We start from the raw sequence: 14,774 nt of genomic DNA, 5'->3' as shown, positions 1-14,774 counted from the left end.
CCGAGGCGCCAGTGGTCCGCCACGCAGTGGATGGCAGTCCAGTGAGCGCCACGGGAGCGGTGCTCGCCCGGCCGTCGGTCTCCGGCGGCGGGGCCGGGCTGTTGCCGCAAGTGGTCCTCGCCCTGGTCTGCGGCGGTTACGCGGCGGGGGCGATCGTCGGCTGGGGATCGTCCCAACTGGCCCTCGTCATGGGTGACTTCGGGCTGAGCGCCGCCGCGTTCGCCGCCGCGGCCTCCTGTCTGTGGCAGGCCCGCCGGCACGCCGGTCGGCTGAGCCCCGCCTGGCTGCTGTTCGCCGCCTCCTCGGCCATGGCCGGGCTGGGGAACGCCGTATGGGGCTGGTACGAGGTGGTGCTCGGCCGCCCCGTGCCGACCCCCTCGGCCGCCGACTTCTGCTTCCTGCTCTTCGCCCCGCCCGCCATCGTCGGGATGCTGGTGCTCGCCAAGCGCCCCACGAGCCGGGCCCGGTGGATCTGTCTGGGGCTGGACGCCTGGCTGATCGCCGGATCGCTGATCACGCTCTCCTGGAGCCTCGCGCTCGCCCACACCGGGGAGTTCGGCGCGGACGGCGCCTCCGTGGCCCGCGGCGCCCTGTCGCTCGCCTATCCGCTACTGGACATCGTGCTGGTCAGCATGGTGATCGTGCTCCACTTCCGGCGCTCCTCGGGCAACCGCTCCGCCACCAACACCGCGATCGCCGCCTTCGCGCTCACCGTGCTGTGCGACGCGCTGTTCACCTCGCCGCTGCTGCGGGAGCACTACCGCTCCGGGCAGATACTCGACGCCGGGTGGTTCGCCGGTTCCGCGCTGCTGGCGTACGCACCATGGGTGGCCCGCCGCGAGGCCGCCCAGAACCCGCCGCCGGCGCGCCGCCCCGCGCAGCAGAGCGTCCCCATCGCGGGCTCGCTCGCCGCACTCGCGCCCTATCTCGCCGCCGCCGTCTGCACCTTGGGGGTCCTGTTCAACGTGATGGACGGCCGGCCGATCGACGGGGTGGTGCTCTTCACCGCCTGCGCGGTCGTGCTCGCGCTCGTCGTCCGACAAGCGATCATGCTGATGGACAACATCAGGCTCACCCAGGAACTCGCCCAGAAGGAGAGCCACTTCCGCTCCCTGGTGCAGAGCTCCAGCGATGTGATCATGATCGCCGCGCCCACCGGGATCCTGCGCTATGTCAGCCCGGCCGCCTCCGGGGTCTACGGCCGTGACGCGGAGGAGCTGGAGGGCTCCGAGCTGGCCTCCCTGATCCACCCCGAGGACCTCGGCTCGGTGGTCCACGAGGTCCGCCGGTTCCTGGCCGCCTCACCGGGCGAGGAGCCCACCACGCGCATCGAATGCCGCTTCCGCTCCGGCTCCGGCGACTGGCTCAACGTGGAGTCCACGATCAACCGCCACCACGGCGGGCTGATCTTCAACAGCCGCGATGTCACCGAGCGGGTCCGGCTCCAGGCCCAGCTCCAGCACAACGCCGAGCACGACCCGCTCACCGATCTGCCCAACCGCGCCCTGTTCACCCGGCGGGTCGCGCACGCCGTCGCAGGCCGCCGCCGTACGGACGCCGGCACCGCCGTGCTCTTCATCGACCTCGACGGCTTCAAGGCGGTCAACGACACCGTCGGCCACCACGCCGGGGACGAGCTGCTCGTCCAGGCCGCCCGCCGGCTCCAGGAGTCCGTGCGGTCCGGATCCGGCGACTGCGCGGCCCGGCTCGGGGGCGACGAGTTCGCCGCCCTCATCGTCGGCAACGGCGAGGGGGACGCGGCCACCCGCGAGCAGCGCATCATGGAGATCGCCGACCGGCTGCGGCTCCGGCTCTCCCAGCCCTACCGGGTCGAGAGCGGCACCGAGGTCCGGGTGGCCGCCAGCATCGGCGTCGCCTTCGCCGAGCCCGGCACCAGCCCCGGCGCCCTGATGCGCAACGCCGACCTGGCGATGTACCGCGCCAAGGCCGCGGGCAAGAACCGCGTCGAGCTGTACGCACCGCAGATGCAGGCCGAGGTGGCGCGGCGCGCCGAGGTCGCCACCAGACTGCGCGCCGCCCTGCACGACGGGGAGTTCGTGCTGCTGCACCAGCCCGTCGTGGAGCTGACCAGTGGCCGGATCACCGCGGTCGCGGCGCAGGCCCGCTGGCGCTCGGCCCAGGGCATCCTGTTCACCCCCGCCGAGTTCCTCCGGGTCGCCGACAACGGCCGGGGGAGCGGCGAGGACACCGCCCGCACCGCCGAGCTGTCCCGCTGGATGCTGGAGGCGGCCGTGGAGCAGGCCGCCCAGCGGCGCCGCGACGGCCATCCGGTTCCGGTCTGCGTACGGCTCCCCGCGAGCCGGCTGGTGGACAAGTCGATGCCGCCCAAGGCCGTGGAGACCCTCCTGGCCCGCCATGGGCTGCCGTCCGGCGCGCTGATCCTGGAGCTGACCGACAGCGATCCACGGGTGCCGCTGGACGAGCTCGAGCACCGCCTCGGCGCGCTGCGCCGCCTGGGGGTGCGGATCGCCCTCGACGGCTTCGGCAGCGGCTATGCCGCGATCAGGGCGCTGCGCAGGCTTCCCATCGATGTGCTGAAACTGGACCCAGGACTGGTCGAGGGAGTGGTCGAGTCCTCACGGCTGCACAAGATCACCGCGGGGCTGCTGAGGATCGCCGGCGATCTCGGAATGCAGTCCATCGCAGAGGGGGTGGAGTTGCCCGAGCAGATTGTCACCCTGCGCGGTATGGGATGCACCCACGCCCAAGGGGCGGCCTTCAGCGGGCCGCTGGACGAGCACCGGCTGCGCCGGGCGCTGCTGCGCGGCGGCTATCCGGTGCCGCGCCCGGAGCCCCCGCTGCTGGTCGGCGGCGCCCTGCCGATCCGGCACGGCGGTCATGTCGGGCACGGCGGCTCCCACGGCCCGCGCCGTACGGAGCCGCACACCCACCCGCCGACCCGCTCAAATACTGAGACGCCCGTCCCACCCACTTGACACCCGATGTGCGCCGGGGGGAGGGTCGGAGCCATGCGCACCCGAATTCTCGTACTTGGACAGCGCGTCGGCTGAGCAGGGCTCATCGAAGCCCTGCGGACCCTCACCGGCGCGCTCCCCTCGCTTGCCTTACGGCACGAGGGGTTTTTTGTTGCACCGGCAGGGCCGGTGCACCGCCCCGCCCCCTCCCTCCCGCACCAAACCTCATCTTCGAGAAGAGAATGCCGATGACCGAGCAGGCCTCCGGGTCCCATCACCCCCAGCCTCGGCCCCGTAGCGGCGGACCGCAGTCCGCCCCCGTCGAGCACGTCACGGGCGCGCAGTCCCTCATCCGCTCCCTCGAGGAAGTGGGTGCCGACACCGTCTTCGGCATCCCCGGCGGCACGATCCTCCCCGCCTACGACCCGATGATGGACTCCTCGAAGGTCCGGCATGTACTCGTCCGCCATGAGCAGGGCGCGGGCCACGCCGCCACCGGCTACGCCCAGGCCACCGGCAAGGTCGGCGTCTGCATGGCGACCTCGGGCCCCGGCGCCACCAACCTGGTCACCCCCATCGGCGACGCCCATATGGACTCGGTCCCGATCGTCGCGATCACCGGCCAGGTGGCCTCCAAGGCCATCGGCACGGACGCCTTCCAGGAGGCGGACATCTGCGGCATCACCATGCCGATCACCAAGCACAACTTCCTGGTCACCAAGGCCGAGGACATCCCCCGCACGATCGCCGAGGCGTTCCACATCGCCTCCACCGGCCGCCCCGGCCCGGTGCTGGTCGACATCCCCAAGGACGTGCTCCAGGCGCAGACCACCTTCTCCTGGCCGCCGCAGATCGATCTGCCCGGCTACCGCCCGGTCACCAAGCCGCACGCCAAGCAGATCCGCGAGGCCGCCCGCCTGATCACCCAGGCCGAGCGCCCGGTGCTGTACGTCGGCGGCGGCGTGATCAAGGCCCAGGCCACCGCCGAGCTGAAGGTGCTGGCCGAGCTGACCGGCGCGCCGGTCACCACCACCCTGATGGCGCTCGGCGCCTTCCCCGACAGCCACCACCTCCATCTGGGCATGCCGGGTATGCACGGCACCGTCGCCGCCGTGACCGCCCTGCAGAAGGCCGACCTGATCGTGGCGCTCGGCGCCCGCTTCGACGACCGCGTCACCGGCAAGCTGGACTCCTTTGCCCCCTACGCCAAGATCGTCCACGCGGACATCGACCCGGCCGAGATCGGTAAGAACCGCGTCGCCGACGTGCCCATCGTCGGGGACGCCCGCGAGGTCATCGCGGACCTGGTCGTCGCCGTCCAGGCCGAGCACGACGCGGGCCGCACCGGTGACTACACCGGCTGGTGGGAGGACCTGAACCGGTGGCGGGAGACCTACCCGCTCGGCTACGACCAGCCCACCGACGGCAGCCTCTCCCCGCAGCAGGTCATCCAGCGGATCGGGCAGCTGGCCCCGGAGGACACGATCTTCGCCGCGGGCGTGGGCCAGCACCAGATGTGGGCGGCCCACTTCATCGACTACGAGACCCCCGCCACCTGGCTGAACTCGGGCGGCGCCGGCACCATGGGCTACGCCGTCCCGGCCGCCATGGGGGCCAAGGCCGGCGCCGAGGGCCGTACGGTCTGGGCGATCGACGGTGACGGCTGCTTCCAGATGACCAACCAGGAGCTGGTCACCTGCGCGCTGAACAACATCCCGATCAAGGTCGCGATCATCAACAACGGCGCGCTGGGCATGGTCCGCCAGTGGCAGACCCTCTTCTACAACCAGCGCTACTCCAACACGGTCCTGCACTCCGGCCCCGACGCCCCCGCGCAAGCGAACCTGGGCACCCGCGTCCCCGACTTCGTGAAGCTCTCCGAGGCCATGGGCTGCGTCGGGCTGCGCTGCGAGGACCCGGCCGACCTCGACGCCGTGATCGAGAAGGCCAACTCGATCAACGACCGCCCGGTGGTCGTGGACTTCATCGTCCATGAGGACGCCATGGTCTGGCCGATGGTCGCGGCCGGCACCTCCAACGACGAGATCCTGGCGGCGCGCGACACCCGCCCGGACTTCGGCGACGGCGAAGACGACTGAGGCCAGGACCGAGAGAGAGAAGAGACCGAGCCCATGTCCAAGCACACCCTCTCCGTCCTGGTGGAGAACACCCCCGGCATCCTGGCCCGGATCGCCGCCCTGTTCTCCCGCCGCGGCTTCAACATCGACTCGCTGGCCGTCGGCGTCACCGAGCACCCCGACATCTCCCGGATCACCATCGTGGTCAATGTCGAGGAGCTGCCGCTGGAGCAGGTCACCAAGCAGCTCAACAAGCTGGTCAACGTGTTGAAGATCGTCGAGCTGGAGGACGGCCAGGCGATCCAGCGGGAGCTGGTCCTGGTCAAGGTCCGCGCCGACAACGAGACCCGCTCCCAGATCGTCGAGATCGTCCAGCTGTTCCGCGCCAAGACCGTGGACGTCTCCCCGGAGGCCGTGACCATCGAGGCCACCGGCAGCAGCGACAAGCTCGAGGCCATGCTCAAGATGCTGGAACCGTACGGCATCAAGGAGCTGGTCCAGTCCGGCACCATCGCCATAGGGCGCGGCGCCCGCTCCATCACCGACCGGAGCCTACGCGCGCTCGACCGGTCCGCCTGATCCCGGCCCCGCCCGACCAGCGGGACCATGGTCCGGCGCCACCCGCGCGCCGGACCGTATGGCGAGACCCCGAAACCTTCACCCGCCCGCCCGTCATACGGTGGGAAGCACAACCCACACGCTAGGAGATTCCCGAAGTGGCCGAGCTGTTCTACGACGACGACGCCGACCTGTCCATCATCCAGGGCCGCAAGGTCGCAATCCTCGGCTACGGCAGCCAGGGCCACGCCCACGCGCTGTCGCTGCGCGACTCGGGCGTCGATGTCCGGGTCGGCCTGCACGAGGGCTCGAAGTCCAAGGCCAAGGCCGAGGAGCAGGGGCTGCGCGTGGTCACCCCGGCCGAGGCGTCCGCCGAGGCCGACGTGATCATGATCCTGGTCCCGGACCCGATCCAGGCCAAGGTCTACGAGGAGTCCGTGAAGGAGAACCTGAAGGACGGCGACGCGCTGTTCTTCGGGCACGGCCTCAACATCCGGTTCGACTTCATCAAGCCCCCGGCCAATGTGGACGTCTGCATGGTCGCCCCCAAGGGCCCGGGCCACCTGGTCCGCCGCCAGTACGAGGAGGGCCGCGGCGTGCCCTGCATCGTGGCCGTCGAGCAGGACGCCACCGGGAGCGGCTTCGAGCTGGCCCTGTCCTACGCCAAGGGCATCGGCGGCACCCGCGCCGGCGTCATCAAGACCACCTTCACCGAGGAGACCGAGACCGACCTCTTCGGTGAGCAGGCGGTGCTGTGCGGCGGCACCTCGGCGCTGGTCAAGGCCGGGTTCGAGACCCTGGTCGAGGCCGGTTACCAGCCGGAGATCGCGTACTTCGAGTGCCTCCACGAGCTCAAGCTGATCGTGGACCTGATGTACGAGGGCGGCCTGGAGAAGATGCGCTGGTCGATCTCCGAGACCGCCGAGTGGGGCGACTACGTCTCCGGTCCGCGGATCATCAACGAGTCCACCAAGGCCGAGATGAAGAAGATCCTCGGTGAGATCCAGGACGGCACCTTCGCCAAGAACTGGATGGCGGAGTACAACGCCGGCCTGCCGAAGTACAACGAGCTGAAGAAGGCCGACGAGAACCACCTGCTGGAGACCACCGGCAAGGAGCTGCGCAAGCTCATGAGCTGGGTCGACGAGGAGGCGTAACCGCGCCTGGTGGCGCGGAGGCCGTGCCCCGGGTGTGACGGGAGTCCGACGGACCCCCGTCACACCCGGTTCGCGCTTTGTCCATCGTGCACCACCACGTGCGGGTGATCCTGCCGCAACGGCACATGACGAAGGCCCGACCGCCACTACACTCATCAGCAGCAAGCGCGTCAGGCTCACAGCGTCGTGCGTCTCCCACGCGGCTGACCCCTTCACCGCCAGCGGCCGTCGGGACGGCCGTCCGCTGAGGACTAGTGAGGACTGAAGACCACGTGAGCACTGCTTCCACTGGTAAGCCCGTCGTACTCATCGCCGAAGAGCTCTCTCCGGCGACGGTCGACGCCCTGGGCCCGGACTTCGAGATCCGGAACTGCAACGGGGCGGACCGAGCCGAGCTCCTTCCCGCCATCGCCGATGTGGACGCGATCCTCGTCCGCAGCGCCACCAAGGTCGACGCCGAGGCCATCGCCGCCGCGAAGAAGCTGAAGGTGGTCGCCCGCGCGGGCGTCGGCCTGGACAATGTGGATGTCTCGTCCGCCACCAAGGCGGGCGTCATGGTCGTCAACGCGCCGACGTCCAACATCGTCACCGCCGCCGAGCTCGCCTGCGGTCTGCTGGTGGCCACGGCCCGGAACATCCCGCAGGCCAATGCCGCGCTGAAGAACGGCGAGTGGAAGCGCAGCAAGTACACCGGTGTGGAGCTGAGCGAGAAGACCCTCGGCGTGGTCGGTCTCGGCCGCATCGGCGTCCTGGTGGCCCAGCGGATGTCCGCCTTCGGCATGAAGGTCGTCGCGTACGACCCGTATGTGCAGCCCGCGCGGGCCGCGCAGATGGGTGTGAAGCTGCTCTCGCTGGACGAGCTGCTCGAGGTCTCCGACTTCATCACGGTCCACCTCCCCAAGACCCCCGAGACCGCCGGTCTGATCGGCGACGAGGCGCTGCACAAGGTCAAGCCCGAGGTCCGGATCGTGAACGCCGCACGCGGCGGGATCGTGGACGAGGTGGCGCTGGCCGCCGCCCTCAAGGAGGGCCGGGTGGCCGGGGCCGGTCTTGACGTCTTCTCCCAGGAGCCGTGCACCGAGTCCCCGCTGTTCGAGTTCGACAATGTGGTGGTCACCCCGCATCTGGGCGCCTCCACCGGTGAGGCCCAGGAGAAGGCGGGCATCGCGGTCGCCCGCTCGGTGCGGCTGGCGCTGGCCGGCGAGCTGGTCCCGGACGCGGTGAACGTGCAGGGCGGGGTCATCGCCGAGGACGTACGGCCCGGGCTGCCGCTGGCCGAGAAGCTGGGGCGGATCTTCACCGCGCTGGCGGGCGAGGTCGCGGTCCGCCTCGATGTCGAGGTGTACGGCGAGATCACCCAGCACGACGTCAAGGTGCTGGAGCTGTCGGCGCTCAAGGGCGTCTTCGAGGACATCGTCGACGAGACCGTCTCGTATGTGAACGCACCGCTGTTCGCGCAGGAGCGCGGCGTCGAGGTGCGGCTGACCACCAGCTCGGAGTCGAGCGAGCACCGCAATGTGGTGACCGTGCGCGGCACCCTGTCGGACGGCGAGGAGGTCTCGATCTCCGGCACGCTGGCCGGCCCCAAGCACCAGCAGAAGATCGTCGCGGTGGGGGAGTACGACGTGGATCTGGCGCTCGCCGATCACATGGCCTTCCTCCGCTACACCGACCGCCCGGGTGTGGTCGGCACGCTCGGCCGCATCCTGGGCGAGGCCGGGATCAACATCGCGGGGATGCAGGTCTCCCGGGCCACGGCGGGCGGTGCCGCGCTGGTGGCGCTCACGGTGGACGACACCATTCCGCAGCCCGTGCTCACCGAGATCGCCGAGGAGATCGGCGCCGGCTCGGCCCGCTCGGTCAATCTGGTCTGAGCCGCGTAGGCGAAATCACCCACCTGGGCCCGGTCCCCGCTTCGGCGGGGGCCGGGCCCAGGTCTTTGTGCATCCATGGCAGCGGGGCATGTCGGAGGGGTTCCGGATCTTTTTCATCGTGTGTTGAATAATGGCGGTGGGCTCGCTACGCTCACAGCTATGTGGAGAAAATTTCTCCACATAGCTGTAGGTATGTGCCGTGCTGTCAGGAGAGTCCCGTGTCCGCAGAGGCTGAGACCGACGCCGACGCCCTTGCCGGCGTCCCGTCGCCCCCCATGCGCGCCGACGCGCGGCGCAACCGGGATCAGATCCTGCGCGCCGCCCGCGAGGTCTTCGCCGATCAGGGGCCGGATGCGCCGCTGGATGAGATAGCCCGGCGCGCCGGGGTCGGCATCGCGACCCTCTACCGGCGCTTTCCGCACCGTGCCGACCTGCACCGAGGGGTCGCCATCGAGGTGCTGACCGCGCTGGTCGAGGCCGCGAGCCGGGCCGCCGCCGAGGAGGGCGACCCCTGTCTCGCGCTGCGCCGCTTCATGCACGCCGCCCTCGATCTCAAGATCGGCTCGGTGATGCCCGCACTGCTGGGCGGGTTCACCGTGGACGAGATCCTCGACAGCGTCCCCGGCGACGCCGTCGACTCGATCGACGCGATGCTCCTGCGCGCCCAGGCGCAGGGGCTGGTCCGGAGTGATGTCGTCTTCGGCGACATCACGCTGATGATCATCCGGCTGACCCGGCCGCTGCCCGGCGGCGGCCGGTTCGCCCCCGATGACGCCCTCGCCCATCGCCAACTGGATGTCTACGTCGACGGGTTGCGCCCCACCGGCTCCCCGCGCCCCACCACCCCGCTCGGCGGCCCGGCCGTCGACGCGGAGGCGTTCAGGCGCATCCGGGAGCGAGTGATCGACGACGTCCACGACGTCCACGACGTCCGGGAAGCCGACGTCCACGACGTCCACGACGTCCGGGAAGCCGACGCCGACCCCGGCACAGACCCCGCCTGACCTCCTCTCCGCTCGCCTTGTCGCAAGACCAGAAAGGCATCGTCATGTCCCAGCCCTCAGACGCGCCGCCACAAGCCAACCCCCGGCGCTGGCTCGCCCTCGTCTTCATCGGCCTGGCCCAGCTGATGATCGTCCTCGACATCACCATCGTGAACATCGCCCTGCCGTCGGCCCAGAAGGACCTCGGCATCTCCGACGGCGACCGGCAGTGGGTCATCACCGCCTACACCCTGGCGTTCGGCAGTCTGCTGCTGCTCGGCGGCCGGATCGCGGACTACACCGGCCGTAAGCGCACCTTCCTCATCGGCCTGCTGGGGTTCGCCGGGGCCTCCGCGCTCGGCGGCGCCGCCTCCGGTTTCGAGGTGCTGCTCGCGGCCCGCGCTCTGCAGGGAGCGTTCGCCGCGCTGCTCGCCCCCTCGGCGCTGTCGCTGCTCGCGGTGAACTTCACCGAGCCCCGTGAGCGCGCCAAGGCGTTCGGCATCTTCGGCGCGATCGCGGCGGGCGGCGGTGCGATCGGACTGGTCGTCGGCGGGCTGCTGACCGAGTACCTCGACTGGCGCTGGTGCCTGTACGTCAATGTGCCGATCGCCGTCGCCGCCGCCGCCGTCAGCTGGTCCGTGCTGCCCACCGACACCCGCGTCGAGGGCCGTGCCCGCTTCGACATCCCCGGTGTGGTGCTGGCGGTGTGCGGGCTGGTGGCCGTGGTCTACGGATGCAGCGAGGCCGAGTCCGAGGGCTGGGACTCCCGGCTGGTGACCGGGCTGCTCATCCTGGGCGCGGTGCTGCTCCTCGCCTTCGTCATGGTGGAGCGGAGCGTGGCGCGGCCACTGCTGCCGCCGCGCGTGGTGGCGGACCGCACCCGTGGCAGCGCCTATCTGGCGGTCGGCCTCTCGGTGGTCGGCATGTTCGCGATGTTCCTCTTCCTCACGTACTACATGCAGATCGTCAAGGGGTACTCGGCGCTGCTCACCGGGGTGGCGTTCCTGCCGATGACCGGGGCGGTGCTGATCGGCGCGGGCGGCGTCGCCTCCCGCCTCATCCCCAAGGTGCCGCCGCGGGTGCTGGTGGCCCCCGGTCTGCTGATCGCGGCCATCGGGGTCGTCCTGCTGGTGCCCCTGGACGTCGACAGCTCGTACGCGGCGGGGGTGCTGCCCGCCGAGCTCCTGGTCGGCTTCGGCATGGGCCTGGTGATGGCGCCCTCGATGAACTACGCGACCCATGGCGTGGGGGCGGGGGACGCGGGCGTCGCCTCCGCCACCGTCAACACCGCCCAGCAGATCGGCGGTTCGATCGGCACGGCGATGCTCAACACCATCGCCACCAGCGCGACCTCCGACTACATGGCCTCACACGCCCGGCGGATGACACCCCGGACCGCCAAGGCCGGTCTGGTCGAGGGCTTCTCACACGCCTTCGTCGTCTCGTCCTCGATCCTCGTGGGCGCCGCGGTGGTCGTGGCCCTGCTGATGAACACCCCACGCCCGGTACGCGACCCCGGCACCAAAGACGCCACCCCGCTCCCCGCCCACCTGGGCTGATATCGCCCCGCGCCCCGGAGGCCCCCCGCTCCACGGCCGGAGCGGAGGGCCTCCGGGCGCGGCCCGGTCCTGGTCGTGTGCTCTCAGCCCGCCAGCTCGTAGGCGTAGTCCGGTGCGAAGGTGCCCGCAGGACCCGCGCAGCCGTCGACTTCGCCCGGGGGCTTGACCCAGAGGTAGGCGTCGATGGCCGGGTCGCCCGTGTTCGCCGTGGGGTTCTCGCCGACCTTGCGGCCGTGCGGGTCGCACCAGGCGTTGTCGGGGGCGGGGCCGTTGCCGTTGCGGCTGGTGTCGATGACGGCGGTGAGCCCGGAGGAGGTGCCGAACTGGGCGAGCACGCTCTTGGCGAAGGCCACCTCATCGGCGGTGCGGCGGAAGTTGGAGACATTGCTGTAGATGCCGTCGCCGCTGGTCAGCACCCCGGCCGAGCGGAGCCGCGTCGCTTGGACGGCGGCGCTGTTCCAGGCGGAGTGACCGGCGTCGAAGTACACCCGGGCGTTGGGGTTCGCGCCGTGGATGGCGGTGGCGGCGCGGGCCAGTGCGGCGTAGCGGCCGCTCAGCTCGGTGGCCGAGAGGCAGCTGATGAGCGCGATCGAGTCGGGTTCGAGGATGATGACGGCGGGCCCGCTGCCCAGCCCGGCGGCGAAGCCGCGCACCCATGCGTCATAGCTCGCGAGGTCGGGCGCGCCGCCCGCGGAGGCCCCGCCGCAGTCGCGATTGGGGATCTCATACGTCACCAGAACCGGGGTCTGGCCCTTGGCGGAGGCGGCGGAGGTGACCTTGCGGACGTCCTCGGTGACGGTCGCGGGGGAGTACCGGGAGAACCACACGGCCTGGGGCTGACTGGCGATCCGCGAGGCGATGCGCGGCTGCCGGGAGTCGCCCGGATTGGCGGCGACCCACTTGTTGACGAGCGAGTCCGGGTGGTTGAAGAACCTGGTGTCGCCCGGCAGTTCGCCGGCGACGGCCTGCGGTGCGTAGGCCGCGCCGATCAGGAAGGCGGCGGCGAGCCCGGCCGCCGCTAACGCTCTGGTGATGCGCACGGTGCGTCACTCCTCTCGCGTGGGGTGGCTGCTCAGCCCTCTGGCCGCCGTGTCCGGCCGCCGTCCTCTGGTTGCCGCCGGGCGGGGAATGGTTGCCGCGGTGTTCGAGGAAACGCGTACGGTGCGGTCAACTCGCCCGAGACGCAACGCCTGTTGGGGACCCCACCGCGATGGGGTCCCCAACAGGCGTTACGTCCCGGCTCAGCGACCGGGCACCGCCGCGTCCGCGCCGGCCGAGGCCGCGTCCTCGACGGTCGGCGGCCCGGCGTTCTCCGCACCGACCCGGCGCAGCGTCACCAGGGCCAGGATCGCGCCCGCCACCAGCACCACCGCCCCCGCCCCGCACGCGATCCGCATCCCGTGGGTGAACGCCTCCCGCGCCGCCTCCAGCAGCTGCTCCCCGGCCCGCCCCTTCAGCGAACCCGCCACCGCGGCGGCCGCGCCCAGCGTCTCGCGCACCTGGTCGAACGCGTCGGCGGGCAGCCCGGCGCCCAGCGAGTCCTTGACATCGCTTCGGTAGACGGCGGTGCCGACGCTGCCGAGCACCGCCATGCCCATCGCCCCGCCGAACTCCTGGCCCGTCTCCAGCAGCGCGGCCGCCGAACCCGCCCGCTTCGGCGGGACGGTGCCGATCGCCAGGTCGGTGACCAGCGACATCACCGCGACGATCCCGCTGGCCAGGACGGCGGCGCCGATCAGCACGGTCCACAGCGCGTCCGTACCTGCCAGGGCCAGAACCCCGTAGCCGATGGCCGCGGTCGCGAAGCCCGCGCCGATCACATACGCCCGGTTGGCGCCGCGCTGGACCGCCGCGGCCGCCGCCGGCCCGGCGATGGCGACGCAGACGGACGGGGCCAGGCTCCACAGCGCCGCCTCCAGCGCGCCCTTGCCGAGCACCGACTGCAGATACTGGGTGGTGAAGTAGGCCGAGCCCATCATGGCGAAGGTGGCCAGCGCGTTGAGCGCGATCGACGGGCCGAAGCCGCGGTGGTGGAACAGCTCCGGGCTGATCATCGCGTCGCGCCGGGTGCGCTGGCGCCGTACGAAGACGGCGCCGATCGCGAGACCGGCCACGATGGACAGCACCGGGATCAGGCCGACGCCGTTGTCCGCGGCGATCTTCTTCAGGCCGTAGATCACCGGCAGCACCGCGGCCATCGACAGCGGCACGCTCGGCAGATCGAACGCCCCGGGCGCGGGGTCCTTGAACTCCGGCACCAGGAGCGGCACCAGCGCCAGCAGCAGGACCATCGCCGGGACGTTGATCAGGAAGACCGAGCCCCACCAGAAGTGCTCGATCATCACTCCGCTCAGCACCGAGCCCAGCGCGACACCGCCCGCCATGGCCGACGACCAGATCGCGATCGCCTTGGCCCGCTGCTTCTCGTCCAGGAAGAGGTTGCGGACCAGCGCCATCGTCGAGGGCATCAGCGTGGCGCCGCCGATCCCGAGCACCGCCCGTGCGGCGATGAGCATCTCGGCGCTCTGCGCGTACGCCGCCGCGACGGACGCGGCGCCGAAGGCCGCGGCCCCGAACAGCAGCAGCTTCCGCCGTCCGAAGCGGTCGCCCAGCGCTCCCATGGTGATGAGCAGCCCGGCGAGGGCGAAGGCGTAGATGTCGAAGATCCACAGCTGCTGGGTGGAACTGGGGTGCAGTTCCCGGCTGATGGCCGGCACCGCGAAGTACAGCACCGACACATCCATGGAGACCAGGAGGAGCGGAAGCATCAGGACCACGAAGGCGGTCCATTCCCTGCGTCCGGCGCGCGGGCCGGTGGAAGTCGAGGTCATGGCGAGGACTATACGAGCGTCTTAAACAAGCGTCTAGTACGACCGTGTAAAACATGCGTGTGAGACATTCGTCTAGTACGTCCGTCTAGTACGTCCGTCTAGTACATCCGTCTAGGACGGTCGTATGGGATCGGGATACCCTGGCGCCATGGGACATCGAGAGGATCTGCTGGCCGGGGCCAAGCGCTGTCTTGAGGAGAAGGGCTGGTCCCGTACGACGGCGCGGGACATCGTGGCCGCCTCGGGTGCCAATCTGGCCTCCATCGGCTACCACTACGGCTCCAAGGACGCCCTGATGCGGGAGGCGCTCTTCGCCTCCATGGGTGACTGGGCCGATGATGTCGAGCGGTCCTTCGAGGCGGACGCCCCGGCGGGCGAGGGCCCGGACACCGGGCTGCGGGAGCGGTTCGAGGCCCGCTGGACCCGGGTGCTCGAGCTGTTCGACAAGCACCAGGCGGTGTGGCGCTCGCAGTTGGAGGCCATCCTCCAGGTTCGACACGACCCCGAGCTGCGCGCCGCCTTCGGCCGGGCCCAACCGGAGGGGCGCCAGGGGCTGGTGGGGCTGATCCACGGCATCGACGAGCGCGATGTGGACGAGGAGACCTCCCGGGTCATGGGCTCGTTCTATATGACGCTGGTGAGCGGGATGGTCGTCCAGATGGCCATCGACCCCGGCCTCATGCCCAGCGCCCATGACCTCGTCGAGGCGATGCGCCGGATCGTCGGCGACGCCCCGGACGCCCCGGATGCCCATGATGCCCCGAACGCCCCGGATGCCCCCGAAGGCTGATCCAGGGC

At 70.8% G+C, this 14,774-nt stretch carries 10 protein-coding genes; 8 read left to right on the top strand and 2 right to left on the bottom strand.

Annotation, left to right across the window (positions count from 1 at the left end; genetic code table 11):
• Positions 1-41: 41 nt before the first annotated feature.
• From NP777_RS14600 to NP777_RS14570, 7 genes are all read left to right on the top strand, one after another.
• On the top strand, positions 42-2,957 hold the full coding sequence (locus NP777_RS14600; RefSeq protein WP_256650564.1) for a putative bifunctional diguanylate cyclase/phosphodiesterase: 2,916 nt from the start codon (positions 42-44) through the stop codon (positions 2,955-2,957).
• 227 nt (positions 2,958-3,184) lie between these two features.
• Complete coding sequence (locus tag NP777_RS14595; RefSeq protein ID WP_256650563.1) at positions 3,185-5,035, top strand: acetolactate synthase large subunit; 1,851 nt, start codon at positions 3,185-3,187, stop codon at positions 5,033-5,035.
• 33 nt (positions 5,036-5,068) lie between these two features.
• Positions 5,069-5,593 (top strand): acetolactate synthase small subunit, encoded by a 525-nt coding sequence (gene ilvN / locus NP777_RS14590; RefSeq protein ID WP_191065556.1) that lies wholly within the window; start codon positions 5,069-5,071, stop codon positions 5,591-5,593.
• A gap of 137 nt (positions 5,594-5,730) precedes the next feature.
• Positions 5,731-6,729: a ketol-acid reductoisomerase gene (gene ilvC, locus NP777_RS14585; protein WP_256650562.1), complete on the top strand. Its 999-nt coding sequence runs from the start codon at positions 5,731-5,733 to the stop codon at positions 6,727-6,729.
• Between the two features lie 272 nt (positions 6,730-7,001).
• On the top strand, positions 7,002-8,603 hold the full coding sequence (gene serA, locus NP777_RS14580) for a phosphoglycerate dehydrogenase (RefSeq protein WP_256650561.1): 1,602 nt from the start codon (positions 7,002-7,004) through the stop codon (positions 8,601-8,603).
• 218 nt (positions 8,604-8,821) lie between these two features.
• A complete protein-coding gene (locus NP777_RS14575; RefSeq protein WP_256650560.1) occupies positions 8,822-9,607 on the top strand; it encodes a TetR/AcrR family transcriptional regulator in 786 nt (261 codons plus the stop codon).
• Between the two features lie 44 nt (positions 9,608-9,651).
• Complete coding sequence (locus NP777_RS14570; RefSeq protein ID WP_256650559.1) at positions 9,652-11,145, top strand: MFS transporter; 1,494 nt, start codon at positions 9,652-9,654, stop codon at positions 11,143-11,145.
• Between the two features lie 83 nt (positions 11,146-11,228).
• Here the strand turns inward: NP777_RS14570 and NP777_RS14565 are convergent, their stop codons facing one another.
• Together NP777_RS14565 and NP777_RS14560 are read right to left on the bottom strand one after the other, a co-directional pair.
• Positions 11,229-12,185, bottom strand: a complete 957-nt coding sequence (locus NP777_RS14565; protein ID WP_256650558.1) for a glycoside hydrolase family 6 protein — start codon at positions 12,183-12,185, stop codon at positions 11,229-11,231.
• A gap of 201 nt (positions 12,186-12,386) precedes the next feature.
• Positions 12,387-13,976 (bottom strand): MFS transporter, encoded by a 1,590-nt coding sequence (locus NP777_RS14560; protein WP_256650557.1) that lies wholly within the window; start codon positions 13,974-13,976, stop codon positions 12,387-12,389.
• Between the two features lie 148 nt (positions 13,977-14,124).
• Between NP777_RS14560 and NP777_RS14555 the strand changes: the two genes are divergently transcribed.
• The gene (locus tag NP777_RS14555; RefSeq protein ID WP_256650556.1) at positions 14,125-14,766 is read left to right on the top strand and encodes a TetR/AcrR family transcriptional regulator; all 642 of its coding nucleotides are present in this window, start codon (positions 14,125-14,127) and stop codon (positions 14,764-14,766) included.
• The last annotated feature ends 8 nt before the right edge of the window (positions 14,767-14,774 follow it).

This window comes from Streptomyces rugosispiralis (assembly GCF_024505145.1).
GTDB classification, from domain to species: Bacteria; Actinomycetota; Actinomycetes; order Streptomycetales; family Streptomycetaceae; genus Streptomyces; species Streptomyces rugosispiralis.
The sequence above is the reverse complement of the archived record's forward strand: the minus strand, read 5'-3'. Positions and strand labels throughout refer to the sequence as shown.